General features: G+C 63.4%; 17 protein-coding genes. 12 read left to right on the forward strand and 5 right to left on the reverse strand.

Annotation, left to right across the window (positions count from 1 at the left end):
• Positions 1-143: 143 nt before the first annotated feature.
• Together M1D43_RS15540 and M1D43_RS15545 are read right to left on the reverse strand one after the other, a co-directional pair.
• Complete coding sequence (locus M1D43_RS15540) at positions 144-983, reverse strand: AraC family transcriptional regulator (protein WP_003528861.1); 840 nt, start codon at positions 981-983, stop codon at positions 144-146.
• A 119-nt stretch (positions 984-1,102) separates the two neighbouring features.
• Positions 1,103-1,813, reverse strand: coding sequence for a TetR/AcrR family transcriptional regulator (locus M1D43_RS15545; RefSeq protein WP_003528863.1), 711 nt, complete (start codon positions 1,811-1,813; stop codon positions 1,103-1,105).
• Between the two features lie 242 nt (positions 1,814-2,055).
• Here M1D43_RS15545 and M1D43_RS15550 point away from each other — a divergent pair, with 242 nt between their 5' ends.
• The 12 genes from M1D43_RS15550 (at position 2,056) to M1D43_RS15605 (ending at position 17,365) form a co-directional block, all read left to right on the forward strand.
• Positions 2,056-3,267, forward strand: coding sequence for an HlyD family secretion protein (locus M1D43_RS15550; RefSeq protein WP_153313057.1), 1,212 nt, complete (start codon positions 2,056-2,058; stop codon positions 3,265-3,267).
• A 28-nt stretch (positions 3,268-3,295) separates the two neighbouring features.
• Positions 3,296-4,885, forward strand: a complete 1,590-nt coding sequence (locus tag M1D43_RS15555; protein WP_153313056.1) for a DHA2 family efflux MFS transporter permease subunit — start codon at positions 3,296-3,298, stop codon at positions 4,883-4,885.
• 170 nt (positions 4,886-5,055) lie between these two features.
• A complete protein-coding gene (locus M1D43_RS15560; protein WP_153313072.1) occupies positions 5,056-6,141 on the forward strand; it encodes a metallophosphoesterase in 1,086 nt (361 codons plus the stop codon).
• Positions 6,142-6,236: 95 nt separating this feature from the next.
• Positions 6,237-7,274 (forward strand): LacI family DNA-binding transcriptional regulator, encoded by a 1,038-nt coding sequence (locus M1D43_RS15565; RefSeq protein ID WP_153313055.1) that lies wholly within the window; start codon positions 6,237-6,239, stop codon positions 7,272-7,274.
• A gap of 9 nt (positions 7,275-7,283) precedes the next feature.
• Positions 7,284-8,738, forward strand: coding sequence for a xylulokinase (gene xylB / locus M1D43_RS15570; protein ID WP_153313054.1), 1,455 nt, complete (start codon positions 7,284-7,286; stop codon positions 8,736-8,738).
• A 94-nt stretch (positions 8,739-8,832) separates the two neighbouring features.
• Positions 8,833-10,143 carry a xylose isomerase gene (xylA, locus tag M1D43_RS15575; RefSeq protein WP_318853653.1) on the forward strand — a complete coding sequence of 437 codons (1,311 nt, stop codon included), beginning with the start codon at positions 8,833-8,835 and terminating at the stop codon, positions 10,141-10,143.
• A gap of 192 nt (positions 10,144-10,335) precedes the next feature.
• Complete coding sequence (locus tag M1D43_RS15580) at positions 10,336-11,388, forward strand: sugar phosphate isomerase/epimerase family protein (RefSeq protein WP_013844859.1); 1,053 nt, start codon at positions 10,336-10,338, stop codon at positions 11,386-11,388.
• 207 nt (positions 11,389-11,595) lie between these two features.
• Positions 11,596-12,780 (forward strand): Gfo/Idh/MocA family protein, encoded by a 1,185-nt coding sequence (locus tag M1D43_RS15585; protein ID WP_153313053.1) that lies wholly within the window; start codon positions 11,596-11,598, stop codon positions 12,778-12,780.
• A gap of 324 nt (positions 12,781-13,104) precedes the next feature.
• Positions 13,105-14,481 carry a GH1 family beta-glucosidase gene (locus M1D43_RS15590; protein WP_192923384.1) on the forward strand — a complete coding sequence of 459 codons (1,377 nt, stop codon included), beginning with the start codon at positions 13,105-13,107 and terminating at the stop codon, positions 14,479-14,481.
• A gap of 337 nt (positions 14,482-14,818) precedes the next feature.
• Positions 14,819-15,895 carry a methionine ABC transporter ATP-binding protein gene (locus tag M1D43_RS15595; RefSeq protein ID WP_010970269.1) on the forward strand — a complete coding sequence of 359 codons (1,077 nt, stop codon included), beginning with the start codon at positions 14,819-14,821 and terminating at the stop codon, positions 15,893-15,895.
• Positions 15,885-16,550 carry a methionine ABC transporter permease gene (locus tag M1D43_RS15600; protein WP_003528883.1) on the forward strand — a complete coding sequence of 222 codons (666 nt, stop codon included), beginning with the start codon at positions 15,885-15,887 and terminating at the stop codon, positions 16,548-16,550. Before M1D43_RS15595 ends, M1D43_RS15600 begins: the two co-directional genes overlap by 11 nt.
• Positions 16,551-16,588: 38 nt before the next feature.
• Entirely contained in the window at positions 16,589-17,365 is a 777-nt protein-coding gene (locus tag M1D43_RS15605) for a MetQ/NlpA family ABC transporter substrate-binding protein (RefSeq protein ID WP_003528884.1), read from the forward strand.
• Positions 17,366-17,504: 139 nt separating this feature from the next.
• On the opposite strand, the gene trhO is transcribed toward M1D43_RS15605, so the two are convergent.
• The 3 genes from trhO to M1D43_RS15620 all read right to left on the reverse strand — a co-directional run bounded on the left by trhO (position 17,505) and on the right by M1D43_RS15620 (position 19,903).
• On the reverse strand, positions 17,505-18,452 hold the full coding sequence (gene trhO / locus M1D43_RS15610; RefSeq protein WP_027992176.1) for an oxygen-dependent tRNA uridine(34) hydroxylase TrhO: 948 nt from the start codon (positions 18,450-18,452) through the stop codon (positions 17,505-17,507).
• Between the two features lie 78 nt (positions 18,453-18,530).
• A complete protein-coding gene (locus tag M1D43_RS15615; RefSeq protein WP_107608406.1) occupies positions 18,531-19,433 on the reverse strand; it encodes a CHAD domain-containing protein in 903 nt (300 codons plus the stop codon).
• Positions 19,430-19,903: a CYTH domain-containing protein gene (locus tag M1D43_RS15620; protein ID WP_153313052.1), complete on the reverse strand. Its 474-nt coding sequence runs from the start codon at positions 19,901-19,903 to the stop codon at positions 19,430-19,432. The genes M1D43_RS15615 and M1D43_RS15620 overlap by 4 nt, the downstream gene beginning before the upstream one ends.
• Positions 19,904-19,933 lie beyond the last annotated feature (30 nt).

The following is a 19,933-nucleotide window of genomic DNA, read 5'->3' on the forward strand; positions in this document are numbered from 1 at the left end:
CACGACAGATCGCGCAGTATTTAGGGATACTTGCGAAAGTCGCAAGCGCCGCCGCGCTTTCGCGGCGACGTTGTCGGCTCCAGGTGATCGAAAAGGTGGAATTCTCGAAGGAAAGCCGGCTGCACCCGTCCGTGCACCGGAAATCAGCCCTTCAGTGGCACCCAGATCTCGACCGCACCCATGCCGGAATGCGGATCGAAGCGCTCGTCGTAGCGTTCCATCAGGTCGGGCAATTCGCCGTGCCGATAGCCGGACTGCGGAAACCAGGTCGTGAAAATGTGGTGGGCCGTGTTGGCGATGCCGGAAATGTGCCCGCGATGGACAAAGATCGCGTAACGCTGCCGGGGCAGCTTGAGTGTCGAAAAGCCGCTGGGCAGCGCCTCGGCGTCCCGTATCTCGGCCGCAGCCATGTAGCGGAAGCGGCCCGCTTCGCCGTCCGACTGGGTGCAGACGCCATAGGCGATATTGCCGTGCTGACCGGGAATGCTGCCGAAATAGGCGTTGAAACGCTGCCAGAGGGAAGGGATGCCTTCGGTGCGGTTGTAGTCATAGGTCTCTGCGAGACCGGCGAGAAGAAGCCCCGGGCTTTCCTCGAAGCGCGGCGGTTCGATCTTCAAAGTGCGTGCGTCGTCCATTCTGATCGGCTCCAAAAGCTCGACATTGCGGACGTGCCTCTGCTTGCGTATCGACTCGGGCGTCACCCCGAACTGCTCGCGAAAGGCACGGGTGAAAGCCTCGTGCGAGCCGTAGCCCGCCTCGAGGGCCACTTCGAGAATGCTGGATGTGCCGTTGGCGAGGGCAAGCGCGGCGCCGCTTAAACGCCGGCCGCGGATATAGGCACTGATCGAGCGGCCGGCCGAAAGCCCGAATACGCGCGAAAGATGATAGCGCGAAAGGCCGGCGGCCGCGGCGACATCATCCAGTGATATATCCTCGGCGAAATGGCTTTCAATGAACCAGATCGCCCTTCCGATGGCACTCATCGTCACTCCCTTTGTGGACACGCAAGGTCTTACGGCCTTTCAGGCGAGCGCGTTTGATCGCAATTGCTGGATTGCAGGAAGATGGTACGGCATGTCGCGGCGGCAAGGCACCGTCGCTTTTACTCCTTGCCCGTCGTCTTTCCGTAGGCGGCCAGGAAAACGCGGATGGCGGATCTGACGTTCTTTTCGATGCTTTCGGCCGAGACGGCATCGCACATGCCGAAAAGACGGCCCTTGAACATTCCGGCCATGGCGAGATCGATGAACTGCTTTGCGGCTATTTCCGTGTCTTCGATCGAGAGCATGCCTGCCGACACCTGCTGGTCGAGATAGGCCTTGAGCACGGTGTATCCGTTCTCCGGCGTCGCGGTGAAGAAGCGCTGCGCCAGCCGGGGCATCCGGTCGATCACGCCGAGTACCGTGCGCATCGCGCGGATCGTGTAGTCCGACGTTATGCTCGTCACCAGCTTCACGCCGAAAGCGTGAAGCGCCTCCTCGATCGGTTCATTGCCGTTCAACGACTGCTTGACGCTGTTGACGATAATGTTCCGCTCGCGCGCGATGAGCGCCGTGAACAGGTCTTCCTTGTTCTCGAAATAGACGTAGAGCGTCCCCTTGGAAACGCCGGCCTCGCGCGTGATGTCGTTCATGCTGGCCGCGTCGAAACTGCTCCGCATGAAAACGCGTTTGGCACCGTCGAGAATCCGCTCCCGTTTGACCGGGTCCTCGCCGGCCGCGTGCCGCCCTCCGCCTGAAGGGTTTTCCTGCTGGGGATGCTCCAGCCGGTCCTGCAGGGTCTTTTCCTGCTCTGCGCTCTTCGCTGATACCATGGCTGCCGGACGTATCCACTCCTTTGATCGCGCGCGTCGCGGTGACCGCAGACGCATTCTGTCCAAAATCACTATCGCAGACAATTCCGGGAAAAACTGCGGGTGCGGACAAAACTTTTCGTCAACTTCATCGAAATCGAACCGACCGGTTCGATTTCCTCTTGATATGCGGCGCGAAAGGCTCTATGTCAAGCTCAATCGAACCGAACGGTTCAGTTCAATCTCAATCCAATTGGTGGTCCATGTCCGCTTCCAGCTCTTCCAGCGCTGCCCGTGTCCGTCCCGTCGGCGATGATTTCGAAGTAATGGATACTCACTCGGCCGAGGCCAAGAGCCCCGGGACCGGCGAGGCCGCAGCCGCAGGACAAGCGGACGCGGAGATCGCTGCGTCCCCGAAGAAGCGCCGCAAAATCCTTCCGGTGCTGGGTCTCATGCTCCTCGGTGCCGCCGGCTGGTACGGCTATGATTGGTGGACCAACGGCCGTTTCCTGGTCTCGACGGACGACGCTTATATAGAAGGGGACATCGCGACGATTTCGCCCAAGGTGTCCGGCTATGTCGCCAAGGTCGACGTGGTCGCCAACCAGCATGTGAAGGCTGGCGATCCGCTGGTGACGCTCGACGACGGAGATTACCGCATCGCGGCCGAGCAGGCCGAGGCGCAGATCGCCACGCAGAAGCTCGCCCTCAGCCGTTTCGACGCGCAGATCTCCGGCGCAAAGGCGAGCCTCGCTCAGTCCGAAGCACAGAAGAAGGCGCTTGAGGCGACCGTCCGCGGCGCCGAACTGGCACAGAAGCGCGCCAGCGAGCTGCAGTCGAAGTCGTTCGGGACGGATGCATCGCGCGACAGCGCCCAGGTCGCGCTCGATCAGGCGCGCGCAAATCTAGCCGGTGCCGAGGCCAATATCGCTGCGGCCAAGGCCAATATCACCGTGCTCGAGGCCCAGCGGATGGAAGCGGAAAGCACGATCCGCTCGCTGGAGCTTGCCCGGGACAAGGCAGACCGCGACCTGGGCTTCACCATACTCAAGGCGCCCTATGACGGTGTCATCGGCAATGTCGCGGTCCAGGTCGGCGATCTCGTCTCTGCCGGCCAGCGGCTCGCCGCGCTCGTGCCGACCGATCAGCTCTATATCGACGCCAATTTCAAGGAGACGCAGATCGCGCATCTGGTGCCGGGCTCCAAGGTTGAGATCCATGTCGACGCCTATGAGGATCACCCGATCGAAGGCACCGTCGCATCGATCTCGCCGGCCTCCGGTTCGGTCTTCTCGCTGCTGCCGGCGGAAAACGCGACGGGCAACTTCACCAAGGTCATCCAGCGCGTTCCGGTGCGCATCACGCTGCCGGCCGATGTGCTGGCGGAAGGGCACCTGCGCGCGGGGCTGAGCGTCGTCGTCGACGTCGATACCCGCACCGCACCGGAACAGTCGAAGGTCGCTGCGGCGAAGTAAAGGGCTGCAGGCCTGAGGAGTGGCGGAAATGGCCGCAACAGCAACAGCGGGCGCGGCTGCGCCGAGCCTACCCAAGGCCGAGGAGCATATGGACCCGCGGCGGCTCATCGCCTTTTTCGCGATGGTCGTCGGCATGTTCATGGCGATCCTCGACATCCAGATCGTCTCCGCCTCGCTCGCCGAGATCCAGGCGGGCCTGTCGGCCGGGTCTGACGAGATCGGCTGGGTGCAGACCGCCTATCTGATCGCGGAAGTCATCATGATCCCGCTCTCGGGCACGCTTGCCCGCATCGTCTCGACGCGGGTGCTCTTCTCCGTGGCCGCGGCCGGATTCACGGCGGCCAGCGCTCTTGCCGCCACGGCCACCAATATCGAACAGATGATTGTCTACCGGGCGATCCAGGGCTTTATCGGCGGCGGCATGATCCCGTCGGTCTTTGCCGCAGCCTTCACCATATTCCCGCCGTCCAAGCGCAACGTCGTCTCGCCGATCATCGGGCTCATCGCGACGCTTGCGCCGACCATCGGCCCGACGGTCGGCGGCTATCTGAGCCATGCCTTTTCCTGGCACTGGCTGTTCCTCATCAACGTCATTCCCGGCATCATCGTCGCGACGGTCACCTGGATCTTCATCGATTTCGACAAGCCGGAACTCGGATTGATCAAGAAGTTCGACTGGTGGGGACTTCTCTCCATGGCGATCTTTCTCGGCTCGCTCGAATACGTGCTGGAGGAAGGCAATGCCAATGACTGGTTCAACGACGAGCACATCGTCATGGGTGCCGTCGCCACCACGGTCGCCGCCGTCGTCTTCTTCTATCGGGCGTTCAAGGTCGATTTCCCGGTCGTCGATCTCAAGGCGTTCGCCAACCGCAACTTCACCTTCGGCTCGCTCTTCTCCTTCGTCATGGGGATCGGCCTTTACGGGCTCACCTATCTCTATCCGCTCTATCTCGGGCGTATCCGCGGCTACGACTCGCTGATGATCGGCGAAACCATGTTCGTCTCGGGTCTCGCCATGTTCCTGACGGCGCCGGTTGCGGGCTTCCTCGCCGGGCGAATGGACGCGCGGGCGATGATGACCATCGGCTTTGCCGGCTTTGCCGCGGGCACCTGGCTGATGAGCCAGATGACCGCCGACTGGGATTTCTGGGAGCTGCTCGTTCCGCAGATTCTGCGCGGCTGCTCGCTGATGCTCTGCATGGTGCCGATCAACAATATCGCGCTCGGCACCCTGCCGCCGGCGCGCATCCGCAATGCGTCGGGACTCTACAACCTGACGCGTAACCTCGGTGGCGCGGTCGGGTTGGCGGTCATCAACACGATCCTCACGCAGCGCCAGGATTTCCACTACGCCCGGCTCGCCGAGCACGTGGAATGGGGCAACCCGGTCGCCGTCGAGCGGATGCGCAACATCGCCTCGACCTTCACTGCACACGGCCTCGACGGAACCACGGCTGCGGTCAAGCAACTGGCGGCGATGGTCCAGCAGCAGGCGGTGATCATGTCCTTCATCGACGTGTTCGTATTGCTCAGCGTCCTGTTCCTGTCGATGATCGCCGGCGTCCTGATGATCGCCAAGCCACAAGGCGCCGGCCCCGGAGGCGGCGGGCACTAGCGCGGAATAAGGAAAAGTGTGCGCGGTTTTCCGCCCGCATCCCGCTCCGCCGCTTTACGTGCTTTCGAGATCGCTGCAATATCCCGTCTCGTCGAAGCTGTCGGAGGCGCGCGGAGCAAACGCGCGGGCGGCGCATGAACGATCGTCCTTGCCTACGGCCTTCGCGGCGGATGTTCCTCGCCGGTGCGGTCGGATTCGGCCTCTCGATGACGGTGGGCGGCAGATTTCCAAGGGCAGCCGGCCCTCCGGTCGACGTGACCTTCCTCTTTGCTGCGGATATTCATGCCTGCCTCGTTTCGACGGACGGCTTGGCGCCGAACTGCGACGCGGAGGGCAAGACCGACGCCAGCCTCTTGCGCCATGTCGCCGCACTGAACGCACTTGCGGCACAGCACTGGCCGCATGCCATTGGAGGAAAGCCGAGCGGCCTTGCCAGCGCGGGCACGAGGATTTCGCGTCCGCTCGGTCTGGTGCTCGGCGGCGACATCACCGACGATGGCGGCGGCCAGGTTCGCCAGCCCCGCGAGGGGCGGCAATTACAGCAGTTCCAGAGCCGATACGAGCAGGCGCCGGGCCCGCACCATATCCACATTCCCGTTTATGTCGGCCTTGGAAACCATGACCTCGACCAGGACGGGCCGCCGCCGAATGCCGACTGGTATCGCCGGGAACTGCGAGACTATGTCGAGCTTACCCATCGCCGGACCGTTTTCTACAAGCCGCCGGTGCCGGTCGCGAATTACGATCCGCTATCGGACAGCTATTCCTGGGACTGGGGCGGTCTTCATCTCGTACACTTGCAGCGTTTCGGAGGCGACGAGAACAAGGGCGCGGTGAGCGGATTGCCGTGGCTCAAGAGCGATCTCTCCTCCCATGCCGCCGATGGCCGGCCGGTCGTCCTCTTCCAGCATTATGGCTGGGACGCGTTTTCGACCGAGGCCTGGGATCCGCCGGCAAAGACCTTCGACGACAAGGGGGAGGGCGAGCCGCATTGGTGGAGCGCCGACGAGCGCCGGGCGCTGCTCGATCACCTGCAGGGCTACAATGTCGTCGGCCTCTTCCATGGGCACGAGCATGACCGCGTTATGGCTTACAGGGTCGGCGAGATCGACGTCTTCAAGCCCAAGGCGGCCTTCCTCGGCGGTTTCGCGGTCGTGCGCGTGACCGGCAGCTTCATGGATGTAGCCTTCGGCGAGGCCGAGGGCGAGCATGGCCACGTCGTCTTCACGCAGGCCTTCAGCAAGCGTTTCGATTGAAGCGACATTCCGGAACGTCCATTCGATCGCCCGCCCGGAGTTTTCTGATTTACGTACATCAAAAATTCCTCTAATGGGTTTTCCGGGAGGAAGAGATGCGACCGACAGTTCACGATATCGCCGCCGAGGCGGGCGTCAGTCTCGCCACCGTCGACCGGGTGTTGAACAATCGTCCGGGCGTGAGAAGCGTCACGCGGGGCAAGGTGGAGCGCGCGATCGCCACGCTCGGTTATGTTCGCGATGTCGCCGCTGCCAATCTTGCCAAGAGCCGCAGCTATCCCCTGATCTTCATCCTGCCCGCCGGCGAAAACTCCTTCATGCGCGGTCTCGAGGCGGAGGTGCGGTCGGCGATGTCGCGTTCCGCGACCGAGCGGCTGGATATCACCATCCTTTCCGTTCCGGTCTTCGATGCACCGGCGCTCGCCGCCGCACTACACGACGCGCGTGAGCGCCGACCGGCGGGTGTCGCGGTGGTTGCCGTCGACGCGCCGGAGGTGACGGAGGCGGTAAAGCGGCTCCGCGAAGACGGCATTGCCGTCGTTACGCTGGTCTCCGATCTGCCGGGGTCGGGGCGCGACCATTTCGCCGGCGTCGACAATGTCGCCGCGGGCCGTACCGCCGGCAGCCTGATGGGCCGGTTTCTCGGCGGCGGCGAAGGGCCGGTCGCAGTGCTCGCCGGCTCCATGCTGGTACGCGACCATCGTGATCGGCTGGAGGGTTTCCAGGCTGTCATGAGCGAGGATTTCGCCTCGCGCCGGATCCTGCCGGTGATAGAGGGGCAGGACAATCCGTCTCTGGTCGAGACGCTCGTCGGCGCGCTTCTCGGGCAGCATCCCGACCTTGCCGGCATCTACAGCCTCGGTGCCGGCAATCGCGGCCTGGTCGCCGCTCTCGAAAAGGCGGGCAAAGGAAGGGCCGTTTGCACGATCGCGCATGAGTTGACGCCGCACAGCCGCGCCGGACTTCTTTCCGGCACGATCGACGCGCTGCTCAACCAGAATGCGGGCCATGAGGTCAGAAGCGCCATCCGGGTGCTGAAAGCAAAGGCGGACGGGCTGCCGGTCATCGCGGCGCAGGAGCGCATCCGCATCGATATTTTCCTGAAGGACAACCTGCCGCTCGAGCAGGAATAGGAGGACACCATGTATCTCGGACTGGATCTCGGCACGTCCGGCGTCAAGGCCATGCTGATGGACGGCGAGCAGCGGATCATCGGCTCCGCCAGCGGCGCGCTCGACGTCGACCGGCCGCATCCCGGCTGGTCGGAACAGGATCCGGCTGACTGGATCCGCGCCGCCGAGGAGGCGATCGCCCGGTTGAGGGAAACGCATGCGCAAGCGCTTGCAGCCGTCCGCGGCATCGGCCTTTCCGGCCAGATGCACGGTGCGACATTGCTCGACGAAGGCGATGCGGTGCTGCGGCCATGCATATTGTGGAACGACACCCGCAGCTTCCGCGAGGCGGCGGCGCTCGACGGCGATCCGCAGTTTCGGGCGCTGACCGGCAACATCGTCTTTCCGGGCTTCACCGCACCTAAGCTCGCCTGGGTGCGCGAAAACGAGCCGGAGATCTTCGCCAGAGTTCGCTGGGTACTGCTCCCGAAGGATTACCTGCGCCTCTGGCTGACCGGCGAGCATATGTCGGAGATGTCCGATTCGGCCGGCACGTCATGGCTCGATACGGGCAAGCGCAAATGGTCGGCGAGCCTGCTTGCCGCTACTCATCTCGAAAAACGGCAGATGCCGGACCTCGTCGAAGGCACCGATGCAGCCGGGACTTTGCGGCCGGAGCTCGCTGCGCGTTGGGGGATGGGACCTGGCGTCGTTATCGCCGGCGGTGCGGGCGACAACGCAGCCTCGGCCTGCGGCATGGGGACGGTCGGGGAGGGGCAGGCCTTCGTCTCGCTCGGCACTTCCGGCGTGCTTTTCGCGGCCAATGCAAGCTATCTCCCCAACCCGGAGAGCGCCGTCCACGCCTTCTGCCACGCGCTGCCCAACACCTGGCACCAGATGGGCGTGATCCTCTCGGCGACGGACGCGCTGAACTGGCATTCCGGCATCGCCGGCCGGAGTGCCGCAGAACTCACCAATGAACTCGGCGAGAGCCTCAAGGCGCCGGGCTCCGTGACGTTTCTTCCCTATCTCTCCGGCGAGCGCACGCCGCACAACGACGCGGCGATCCGCGGCGTCTTTGCCGGCCTCGGGCACGAAAGCTCCCGGGCGGTGCTTACGCAGGCGGTGCTCGAAGGCGTTTCCTTCGCGATCCGCGACAGTCTCGAGGCACTGCGCGCGGCCGGCACGAAGCTCACGCGGGTGACGGCGATCGGCGGCGGTTCGCGCTCGCGCTACTGGCTGAGCTCGATCGCGACCGCGCTGAACCTGCCGGTCGACCTGCCCGCGGACGGCGATTTCGGCGCTGCCTTCGGCGCGGCGCGGCTCGGCCTGATCGCCGCCACCGGAGCCGACCCGGCCGCGGTCTGCACCGCACCCGAGACGGCGGAAACGATCGCGCCGGAGGCATCGCTCGTGCCCGCCTATGAAGATGCTTACCAACGCTATCGCCGGCTTTATCCGGCGATAAAGGAAGCGGCGCTGTGAGCAGTTTCGGCGCATCCACCAACTGCCTTCCACCCGATAGCCGGCTCCGTCGCGAACGGTGCCGCCAATTCACAATCCATGAGAGGAGACTGTCGTGAGCACGGGATTTTTCGGCGATATCGCCAAGATCAAATATGAGGGACCGGAAAGCACCAATCCGCTCGCCTTCCGCCATTACAATCCGGACGACGTCGTCCTCGGCAAGCGGATGGAGGATCATCTGCGCTTCGCCGTCGCCTACTGGCACACCTTCGTCTGGCCGGGCGGCGATCCCTTCGGCGGGCAGACCTTCGAACGCCCCTGGTTCAAGGATTCGATGGAAGCCGCCAAGCTGAAGGCGGATGTCGCCTTCGAATTCTTCCAGCTTCTTGGCGTACCCTACTACTGCTTCCACGACGCGGACGTGCGCCCGGAGGGGCGGAACTTCGCCGAGAACACGAGCAATCTCAACGCGATCGTCGATTATTTCGCCGGGAAGCAGGAAGAGACCGGCGTCAAGCTGCTGTGGGGCACGGCGAACCTCTTTTCCAACCGCCGCTTCATGGCGGGGGCTGCGACGAACCCGGACCCGGACGTCTTCGCCTTTGCCGCCGCGACGGTGAAGACCTGCATCGACGCGACGCAGCGGCTGGGCGGCGAGAACTATGTGCTCTGGGGCGGACGCGAGGGCTATGAGACCCTGCTCAACACCGACCTGAAGCGCGAGCTCGATCAGCTCGGCCGCTTCCTCAACCTGGTCGTCGAATACAAGCACAGGATCGGCTTCAAGGGCACGATCCTGATCGAGCCGAAGCCGCAGGAGCCGACCAAGCACCAGTACGACTACGACGTCGCGACCGTCTATGGCTTCCTCAAGAGATACGGCCTCGAAAACGAGGTGAAGGTCAACATCGAGCAGGGCCACGCGATCCTTGCCGGACATTCCTTCGAGCACGAGCTGGCGCTCGCCAATGCGCTCGGCATCTTCGGTTCGATCGACATGAACCGCAACGACTACCAGTCCGGCTGGGACACCGACCAGTTCCCGAACAACGTGCCGGAAATGGCGCTCGCCTATTACCACGTGCTTGCGGGCGGCGGCTTCGAGACCGGCGGCACGAACTTCGACGCGAAGCTGCGCCGCCAGTCGATCGACCCCGAAGACCTGCTGATCGGCCATATCGGCGGCATGGATTGCTGCGCGCGCGGCCTCAAGGCGGCCGCGAAGATGATCGAGGACAAGGCGCTCTCCGCACCGCTCGAAGCGCGCTATGCCGGCTGGAACGTGCCGGAGGCGAAGAAGATGCTCGACGGCGGCTTCTCGCTCGAGGAGATCGAGGCCTGGGTGCTCAAGTCCGACGTCAACCCGCAGCCGAAATCCGGCAGGCAGGAGCTTCTGGAAAACGTGGTCAACCGCTACGTCTGACGGGCGCGGGAGATCCTTTTTCGCGAGGGGCGCGCAAGCCGATTGCCCCTCGCGAAGAATCTGCTAGCTTCTGGCTCCTGCAACGTTGCAGGTGTATCAGCCGCTGCGAATTCGCGGGCCGGAAGCACTGGAAGTCAACGGTCGGCCGCAGGGCCGACACATCGGACACCGCTCCATCAGGGAGGAAGTTATATGAAGACGATCAAAGGACCGGGGCTGTTTCTTGCGCAATTCGCCGGCGATGCCGCACCCTTCAATTCTTGGGATTCGATCACCAAATGGGCAGCCGATTGCGGTTATAAGGGGGTGCAGGTCCCGAGCTGGGACGGCCGGCTCTTCGACCTGAAGAAGGCTGCGGAATCGAAGACCTATTGCGACGAGGTCGCCGGCAAGGCGCGCGACAACGGCGTCGAGATCACCGAGCTTTCGACCCACCTCCAGGGCCAGCTCGTTGCGGCGCATCCCGCCTATGACGAGGCTTTCGACGGTTTCGCCGTTCCGCAAGTTCGCGGCAATCCCAGGGCGCGCCAGGAGTGGGCGGTCGAGCAGGTGAAGCTGGCGCTGACCGCCTCGAAGAACCTTGGCCTCGGTGCGATGGCAAGCTTTTCCGGCGCACTCGCCTGGCCCTTCGTCTATCCGTGGCCGCAGCGCCCGGCGGGCCTGGTGGAGACCGCCTTTGACGAGCTCGCGCGGCGGTGGAAGCCGATCCTCGACCACGCCGAGGATTGCGGCGTCGACGTGTGCTACGAGATCCATCCGGGCGAGGACCTGCACGACGGCATCACCTATGAGATGTTCCTGGAGCGCACCGGCAACCATGCCCGCGCCTGCATGCTCTACGACCCGTCTCACTATGTGCTGCAGTGCCTCGACTATCTCGAGAATATCGACATCTACAAGGACCGCATCCGGATGTTCCACGTCAAGGACGCGGAGTTCAATCCGACCGGACGCCAGGGCGTCTATGGCGGCTATCAAAGCTGGGTGAACCGCGCCGGCCGCTTCCGCTCGCTCGGCGACGGTCAGGTGGATTTCGGGGCCGTCTTCTCGAAGATGGCCGCCAATGATTTTGCCGGCTGGGCCGTGGTCGAGTGGGAATGCTGCCTGAAACATCCGGAAGACGGCGCGCGCGAAGGCTCCGAGTTCGTGAAGGCGCATATCATCCGCGTCACCGAAAAGGCCTTCGACGATTTCGCCGACAGCGGCACCGACGAGGCGGCGAACCGGCGGATGCTGGGAATCTAAGTGAAAACCCCTCCCCAACCCCTCCCCACAAGGGGGAGGGGCTTACCCTGTGGCTTCCGCCGGCATTAATCACGACGTCGATAATTGCGAATCCGTCGAAACATGGATGGAGCGGCTCGGCACAAGTGAGCCCCTCCCCCTTGTGGGGAGGGGTTGGGGAGGGGCAGTGACGGCAATTCACGCGAACTCTTCAGGAGAGAAAGAACGATGGCTATCGAGGGAAGCAGTACGGAAACACGTCAGAAGCGCATTCGGCTCGGCATGGTGGGGGGCGGATCGGGCGCCTTTATCGGCGCGGTGCATCGGATCGCCGCCAGGCTCGACGATCACTACGAGCTTGTCGCCGGCGCGCTCTCGTCGACGCCGGAGAAGGCCGAGGCTTCGGGCCGCGAGCTCGGGCTCGATCCATCGCGTGTCTATTCGGATTTCAAGGAAATGGCGATCCGTGAGGCGAAGCTGAAGAACGGCATCGAGGCGGTGGCGATCGTCACCCCTAACCATGTTCACTATGCTGCTGCCAAGGAATTCCTGAAGCGCGGCATCCACGTCATCTGCGACAAGCCGCTGACGTCGACGCTCGCCGACGCGAAGAAGCTCAAGAAGGCGGCCGACGAAAGCGATGCGCTCTTCGTGCTGACGCACAACTACACCGGATATCCGATGGTGCGCCAGGCGCGCGAAATGATTGAGAATGGCGACATCGGCGCCGTCCGCCTCGTGCAGATGGAATATCCGCAGGACTGGCTGACCGAGAATATCGAGCAGTCCGGTCAGAAGCAGGCCGCCTGGCGCACCGACCCGGCGCGCTCCGGCGCCGGCGGCTCGACCGGCGACATCGGCACGCATGCCTATAATCTCGGCTGCTTCGTTTCCGGGCTCGAGCTCGAGGAGCTCGCCGCCGATCTCGACAGCTTCGTTGGCGGGCGGCAGCTCGACGACAATGCGCATGTGCTGATGCGCTTCAGGGAAAAGGACGGAACGCGCGCCAAGGGCATGCTCTGGTGCAGCCAGGTGGCACCCGGCCACGAGAACGGCCTGATGGTACGCGTCTACGGTACCAAGGGCGGTCTCGAATGGACGCAGAAGGATCCGAATTACCTCTGGTACACGCCCTTCGGCGAGCCGAAGCGTCTGCTGACGCGCGCCGGCGCAGGAGCCTCGCCGGCGGCGGCACGCGTATCGCGCATTCCGTCCGGCCACCCCGAGGGTTACCTCGAAGGCTTCGCCAATATCTATTCGGAAGCGGCGCGGGCGATCTACGCCAAGCGCAACGGCGGGAAGGCGGATCCTTCTGTCATCTATCCGACGATAGACGATGGCATGAAGGGCATGGCCTTCGTCGATGCCTGCGTGCGTTCCTCGGAGCGCAACGGCGCCTGGATCAAGGTCTGAACCTTGCAAGCCGGAGCATTTCCGCGATTCGGTGAAAAGTGGAAATGTTCCAGAGCGGGATGAGGAACAGTGTGTGCGGTTTTCCGCCCGCGTCCCGCGTCTCAACTTCTAGGAATCGATCACGTTCATGTTTTTACGTCGACCCGACCTAAAAACATCGTGATCTAGGGAAGGGCGGGAACACCTCGCCCTTTTTCATTGACATTTGCCACCGCGGCCTTAGGCCACGTCCTCAGACGAGGGCGAGACCTCCCATGGTCCGCCTTACCATTGAATCGAACGCAGCCATGCCTTCGGTCCGGCTGCGCAGACGATGAGGCCTGAATGATGATCGAAGCCAAGAAACTCGCAGCGCGCTTTCCCGGCGACTTTGTCTTCGGCGTTGCAACCGCATCCTTCCAGATCGAGGGAGCCAGCAAGGCGGATGGTCGCAAAGCCTCCATCTGGGACGCCTTCTCCAATATGCCGGGGCGCGTTTACGGGCGCCACAACGGCGACGTCGCCTGCGACCATTACAACCGGCTGGAGCAGGACCTGGACCTCATCAAGAGCCTCGGCGTCGAGGCCTACCGCTTCTCGATCGCCTGGCCGCGGATCGTGCCGGAGGGCACGGGGCCGATCAACGAGAAGGGCCTCGACTTTTACGACCGCCTCGTCGACGGACTGAAGGCGCGCGGCATCAAGGCCTTTGCGACCCTCTATCACTGGGACCTGCCGCTGGCGCTGATGGGCGACGGCGGCTGGACGGCACGCACGACCGCCTATGCCTACCAGCGTTACGCCAAGACCGTGATCGCGCGTCTGGGGGATCGTCTCGACGCGGTCGCGACCTTCAACGAACCGTGGTGTTCCGTCTGGCTCGGCCATCTCTACGGTGTCCATGCACCGGGCGAGCGCAACATGGATGCAGCACTTGCCGCACTGCACTTCACCAATCTCGCCCACGGGTTGGGGGTCGCGGCGATCCGCTCGGAACGGCCGGAACTGCCGGTCGGCATCGTCATCAATGCCCATTCGGTCTATCCCGGCAGCAACAGCGCCGAGGACAAGGCCGCGGCAGAGCGCGCCTTCGATTTCCACAACGGCGTCTTCTTCGATCCGATCTTCAAGGGCGAGTATCCGGAGGATTTCCTCTCCGCGCTCGGCGAACGCATGCCGGCGATCGAGGACGGCGACATGGCAACGATCGCCCAGCCGCTCGATTGGTGGGGGCTCAACTATTATACGCCGATGCGGGTTTCGGCAGACCCCGCGAAAGGCGCCGAATATCCGGCGACCGTCAATGCGAAACCTGTCAGCAACGTGAAGACCGATATTGGCTGGGAAGTCTATGCGCCGGCTTTGGGCAGCCTCGTGGAGACGCTCAATGCGCGCTACAGGCTCCCCGACTGCTACATCACCGAGAATGGCGCCTGCTACAATATGGGCGTCGAGAACGGTACCGTCGACGATCAGCCTCGGCTCGACTACATCTCAGACCACCTCGCCGTCACCGCCGATCTCATCGCCAAGGGTTATCCGATACGGGGCTATTTCGCCTGGAGCCTGATGGATAACTTCGAATGGGCCGAGGGCTACCGGATGCGCTTCGGCATCGTTCACGTCGATTACGAGACACAGGTCCGCACGATCAAGAAAAGCGGTCGCTGGTATAAGGACCTGGCGGAACGGTTTCCAAGCGGCAACCACAAGCCGGGATGATGCCGGAGCGAGCGGACCGCGGTTCTGCACAAAAAGAGTAGACTTTTGCGTCGCGCCCTGGGGCTCCGGAAAAACGTACCTGTAAAAGGGCGCGCTCGCGCGCCATAAGAACCACATGCTCCTTGGCATGGCAGTCATGCCGAGGAGGCGTTGAACTGACCGGTTGGCCGATGATAGAGAGTTGCTCCACGTTTCGAATGCGTTGTCGAATGTCCGTCTGACTAGGCGACGTTTTTTCCGTGCCGGCCCTATTTAGCAAGGGACCGGAGTTTCGAACATCCGAGAGCATCATGTATCCTCCTATCGTTTTGATCCCTCCTGCGGGGGTGACCGGACAATGACCCTTCCTCGATCCGAGATATCGGCCGGTGATGCGGTCGTCTTCGACGCCGTGTCCAAGCGCTTTCCGGCCTCCGGCGGAAATACGGCCTTCACTGCGCTCGACAATGTCAGCCTGGCGGTCGCTCGCGGCTCGATCACCGGTATCATCGGTCGTTCCGGCGCCGGCAAATCGACACTGATCCGGCTGGTCAACGGCCTCGAAAAGCCTTCAAGCGGCAAGGTGTTCGTCGATGGCGTCGATGTGGGTGCGCTGGACGAGGCGGGCCTGCGCGATCTCCGCCGCTCCGTCGGCATGATCTTCCAGCATTTCAACCTGCTTTCCTCGCGCACCGTTTTCGGCAATGTCGCGCTGCCGCTCGAAATCGCCGGCATGGATCGGCGCGCGATCGAGCAGCGTGTGCGCCCGCTTCTCGAACTCGTCGGTCTCGCCGACAAGCACGGGCGCTACCCGGCGGAACTTTCCGGCGGCCAGAAGCAGCGCATCGGCATCGCCCGGGCGCTTGCGACCGAACCCAAGCTGTTGCTCTCGGACGAGGCGACCTCGGCGCTCGACCCGGAAACGACGCAGTCGATCCTGGAACTGCTGAGACGGATCAATGCGGAACTGGGCCTTACCGTTCTGCTCATCACCCACGAGATGGAAGTCGTGAAAGCGGTTACCTCCGACGTGGCGGTGATCGACAAGGGCGAGATCGTGGAGCGAGGGCACACTTTCGATGTCTTCACGCATTCCAGGCACGAGACGACGCGGGCGCTCCTTTCCGGTCTGGCGGGTTCGAAACTGCCGGAAGCCGTTGCCAGAGGCCTGAAGCCGGCGGCAGCAAGCGGCGATCGCGTCGTGGTGCGCCTCACCTTCTTCGGGGCAGCGGCGGAGCGCCCGCTGATCTCGCAGCTCATCCAGTCCGTCGGCGCCGAGGTCAACATCATCGCCGGCACGATCGACGAGATCGGCGGCAAGCCCTATGGCTCGCTCGTCGTCGCCTATGGCGCCGATGCCGAAACCTCGGGCAAGGCGGAGCGCTTCTTCACCGAGAACGGACTGGTCACGGAGGTGCTCGGCTATGTCGCCTGATCTTCTGCTTCGCATAGGCAGCGCAACGCTCGATACGATGTACATGGTGGCGATCGCCGGCCTCGTGGGCTCGCTGATCGGGCTGCCGATCGGCATCTTCCTGGCGACCAGCGGCAAGGGCGAGCTGTTTCCCGCGCCCAATGTCAACCGCGCCGTGGGACTTGTGGTGAACGCGACGCGGTCGACGCCCTTCATCATTCTCGTCGTCGCGATCATTCCGTTGACGCGCCTCATCACCGGCACCTCCATCGGCACCAAAGCGGCGATCGTGCCCTTGACGATTGCGACCATTCCCTTCGTCGCCCGCCTTGTCGAGGCGGCGATCCGCGACGTCGACAAGGGGCTGATCGAGGCGGCGCGCGCCATGGGCGCCACCCCGATGCAGATCGTCTTCAAGGTCCTGCTCGCCGAATCACGGCCGGCGCTGACGCTGGCGCTCACCATGACGATCGTCAGTCTCATCGGCTATTCGGCGATGGTCGGCGCCGTCGGCGGCGGCGGTCTCGGCGATCTGGGCATCCGCTACGGCTACCAGCGCTTCATGCCGGACGTGATGCTCGTCGTGGTCGTCGTGCTCATCGTGCTCGTACAGCTCGTCCAGAGCGCCGGCGACCGGATGGCGCGGCGCTTCGACAAGCGCAGCCGCAAGACCTGATCCTTTCCAAGACACCAAACAGCAACAAGGAGACATCCATGAAAAAGTTGATTCTCGCGGCGGCCTTCGCCGCCCTGGCTGCCGGCACGGCGCTTGCGGAAACCATCAAGGTCGGCGTGACCCCGGGCGAGCATGCCGAGATCATGGAGAAGGTGAAGGAAGTCGCCGCCCCCAAGGGCCTCGACATCGAGATCCTCGAATTCTCCGACTACGTGGTTCCCAACCAGGCGCTCGCCGACGGCGACCTCAATGCCAATTCCTTCCAGCACCAGCCCTATCTCGACAACCAGATCGCCGATCGTGGCTTCGACATCGTCAGCGTGGGCCTGACCATCACCACGCCGATGGGCGTCTATTCGAGCAAGGTTAAGAGCCTCGATGAGCTGGAGGACGGCGCGACGATCGCCATTCCGAACGACCCCACCAATGGCGGCCGCGCGCTCCTGGTTCTCGCATCGAAGGGCCTCATCAAGGTCAATCCGGATGCCGGGCTCAAGGTCACCCCGGCCGACGTGACGGAAAATCCGAAGAACATCGAGTTCGCCGAGCTCGACGCGGCCCAGCTGCCGCGCTCGCTGGCCGATGTCGACGCGGCCGTGATCAACACCAATTACGCGCTCGAGGCCGATCTTCACCCGAAGGAAGACGCCATCGCCATCGAAAGCGAGAAGTCTCCTTATGCCAACGTCATTGCGGTGCGTAGCGCAGACAAGGATGCGCCCTGGGTGAAGACGCTCGTCGAATCCTACCACGACGACAAGGTCAAGGCCTTCATCGTAGAGCACTTCAAGGGTGCGCTCATCCCGAGCTGGTGAGCGGCGTTTGCCCCCTCTCCTCGGGTCTAATCCGAGGACTAACCCTCTCCCCGCGGGCGGCCACGGCATGCCCCTCAACCGGCAGGCGGTTGAGGGGCATCGACCGGGTGAATCCGGTTAGACTGGACCAAGCAATGCTCTAGCTTCCGAGGTGCCGCGCGCCGCGCTTCTTCGCAAGCATGATCTGCCTCTGCCTCTGGCGGTAACGCTCGCGATCCTCTTCGGTGCGGGTGTCGTGGCAGTGGATGCAGGAGACGCCTTCCTCGTGAAGGGGCGACTGGAGGTCCTCGGGCGTCAGCGGCTGGCGGCAGGCATGGCAGAGCGTGTGCTCGCCTTCCTGCAGCCCGTGGGTGACGGACACGCGCTCGTCGAAGACGAAGCAGGCGCCTTCCCAGAGGCTCTCTTCCGGCGGTATTTCCTCGAGATATTTGAGAATGCCGCCCTTGAGGTGATAGACCTCCTCGAAGCCCTGTTCCTTCATGAAGGCCGTCGCCTTCTCGCAGCGGATACCGCCGGTGCAGTACATGGCGATCTTCGGCTTGTTGTGCAGGCCGCTATTGTTGCGCACCCACTCGGGAAATTCCCGGAAGGTCTTGGTCTTCGGGTCGACGGCTCCCTGGAAGAGGCCGATGGCCGTTTCGTAGTCGTTGCGCGTGTCGATGACCAGCGTTTCCGGATCGGAGATCAGCGCATTCCAGTCCTTCGGCTCCACATAGGTGCCGACCACCTTTTTGGGGTCGATGTTCTCGACGCCCATGGTGACGATCTCCTTCTTCAGGCGCACCTTCATGCGCAGGAAGGGCATGGCCGAGGCCCGGCTCTCCTTGTGTACCAGGCCGGCGAATTCCGGCTGCGCGCGGAGACAGGCAAGGACCGCCGCAATGCCTTCTTCGGTGCCGGCGATCGTCCCGTTAATGCCCTCATGCGCAAGAAGCAGCGTTCCCTTCACCCCATTGGCATCGCAGATCGCCTGCAGCGGCTCGCGGAAATCGGCGAAGCGCGGAAAGGATACGAAATGGTAGAGGGCGGCCACCAGAAACTGGCCCGGCGTCTCCGGGCGGCGCGATGTCGTGAGCATGTCGGTCATGCGGCACGCAAATACAGGTTTCGGGCGCCAAGTGCAATTGCGGCGAGTCACGCCTGAGCTTGGCTTTCAGTAAGCGTTCTACCTTCCGGCTTCGAGCCAGAGCAGTTCGAGGGTTCGGCTCTCCCTCCGCGGCCGGTCGAGAAAGACCGCATCCGCGCGCTTCAAGGCCTCACGCCTCAGCTCGTCCTGCCTGGCGACGACATTCGAAAGAAGATGCTCCCTGCTGTTGCCCGCCAGGTCCGGCCGTTCGTCGACAAGCGACATCAATGCGGAGATGTCGTTCAGATGGCCGAGCACGTCGACCAGTTCGCCGGCCTCCGTTCTTTTCGCCCGCATTGCCGACGGCCAGGCCTCGCGAAGCAGGGAGAGCTGCATCCGATAATCCTGTGCGCCCTTGCGCAGGTCGTGAAACAGCGTCGTATCGGAGCTTGCCGCACAGGCCGCCCTGGCGCGTGCGGCGCGGCGCAATGTCTGCCGCCAGCCCTTCGCCAGGCGGCGTGCGGATTTCCGCCTGCCGTCATGGAAGGAAACATGGGCGAGTGCGGCGTGCGCCTTTCGGCAATTGACGATGGTTTCTTCGATCTTCCGGTCGAGATCGCCTTCGTCTTCGGCAATCCGGTCGCGCCGGCTTGCGAGGATCGAGCAGATCTTGTCGAGGGCCAGCTGCTGCTCCTCGCTCGCCGCGTGCCGGCGCAGATACCCGGCATTCTCGACAAGCGCTGCCGCGTCGCGGAATGTCGAGAGACTGCGTGCCATGGCGCGGAAGCGGGCGTTTTCCTGCCTCTGGAAGAGTGGCGCATCCGCGGCCACGAGGCGATAGAGCGAGCGCAGGCGCTTGAAGCCCTTGCGTGCATCGTGGATCGCTTCATGCACGCCTTCGGGTTGGACCTCCAGCATCGCGATCGCGCGTTCGATCTGTTCCCCTCCGACGGCGCGGAAGTCCTCTGTAAAGGGGCGCTTCGGATGGAAGGCAAAGGTCATGTCTGCGCTTCCAGCAGTCCTTCGGTGGCAAGCGCCTGATTGGAGTAGCGGCGATCGCCGGTGATCTCGCGCCCCAGCCAGGCCGGCAGGTTGGGCAGGTCCGTTTCCCGCTTCATTTCGACTTCGGCGACTGTGAGCCCTTCAAGCGCGCCCTCATAGACGTCGACCTCCCAGGTGAAACCCTTGTGCGGTATCCGGAAACGCCGCTTCTCGATGACGATGCCGATCGCCTGGGTCAATAATTCCCGCGCGTCATTCATGGGGAGATCGTATTCGTACTCGTTGCGGACGAGCGCCGATTTGCCGATCTTGATGGTCAGCCGTGCCCGCTTGTTGCCGTGAATGCGCACGCGTACGGAGCGGTCTTCCATGGTGACGACGTAGGCCTGACGTAGCCTGATGCCCTTGTCCGCGTGTTGCCGCCAGCCATCGGTGGTGACAAGAAACTTGCGCTCAATCTCCTTTGCCATGGATCTCCTGCCATTTCGAGAAGTCGGCCG

Source organism: Ensifer sp. R1-3, assembly GCF_056739175.1.

What these genes read in the sequence shown, in the direction of transcription:
- M1D43_RS15540 (WP_003528861.1), bottom strand. Translation starts at nt 983, where the DNA reads ATGAGTGCCATCGGAAGGGCGATCTGGTTCATTGAAAGCCATTTCGCC.
- M1D43_RS15545 (WP_003528863.1), bottom strand. Translation starts at nt 1,813, where the DNA reads ATGGTATCAGCGAAGAGCGCAGAGCAGGAAAAGACCCTGCAGGACCGG.
- M1D43_RS15550 (WP_153313057.1), top strand. Translation starts at nt 2,056, where the DNA reads ATGTCCGCTTCCAGCTCTTCCAGCGCTGCCCGTGTCCGTCCCGTCGGC.
- M1D43_RS15555 (WP_153313056.1), top strand. Translation starts at nt 3,296, where the DNA reads ATGGCCGCAACAGCAACAGCGGGCGCGGCTGCGCCGAGCCTACCCAAG.
- M1D43_RS15560 (WP_153313072.1), top strand. Translation starts at nt 5,056, where the DNA reads ATGTTCCTCGCCGGTGCGGTCGGATTCGGCCTCTCGATGACGGTGGGC.
- M1D43_RS15565 (WP_153313055.1), top strand. Translation starts at nt 6,237, where the DNA reads ATGCGACCGACAGTTCACGATATCGCCGCCGAGGCGGGCGTCAGTCTC.
- xylB (WP_153313054.1), top strand. Translation starts at nt 7,284, where the DNA reads ATGTATCTCGGACTGGATCTCGGCACGTCCGGCGTCAAGGCCATGCTG.
- M1D43_RS15580 (WP_013844859.1), top strand. Translation starts at nt 10,336, where the DNA reads ATGAAGACGATCAAAGGACCGGGGCTGTTTCTTGCGCAATTCGCCGGC.
- M1D43_RS15585 (WP_153313053.1), top strand. Translation starts at nt 11,596, where the DNA reads ATGGCTATCGAGGGAAGCAGTACGGAAACACGTCAGAAGCGCATTCGG.
- M1D43_RS15590 (WP_192923384.1), top strand. Translation starts at nt 13,105, where the DNA reads ATGATGATCGAAGCCAAGAAACTCGCAGCGCGCTTTCCCGGCGACTTT.
- M1D43_RS15595 (WP_010970269.1), top strand. Translation starts at nt 14,819, where the DNA reads ATGACCCTTCCTCGATCCGAGATATCGGCCGGTGATGCGGTCGTCTTC.
- M1D43_RS15600 (WP_003528883.1), top strand. Translation starts at nt 15,885, where the DNA reads ATGTCGCCTGATCTTCTGCTTCGCATAGGCAGCGCAACGCTCGATACG.
- M1D43_RS15605 (WP_003528884.1), top strand. Translation starts at nt 16,589, where the DNA reads ATGAAAAAGTTGATTCTCGCGGCGGCCTTCGCCGCCCTGGCTGCCGGC.
- trhO (WP_027992176.1), bottom strand. Translation starts at nt 18,452, where the DNA reads ATGACCGACATGCTCACGACATCGCGCCGCCCGGAGACGCCGGGCCAG.
- M1D43_RS15615 (WP_107608406.1), bottom strand. Translation starts at nt 19,433, where the DNA reads ATGACCTTTGCCTTCCATCCGAAGCGCCCCTTTACAGAGGACTTCCGC.
- M1D43_RS15620 (WP_153313052.1), bottom strand. Translation starts at nt 19,903, where the DNA reads ATGGCAAAGGAGATTGAGCGCAAGTTTCTTGTCACCACCGATGGCTGG.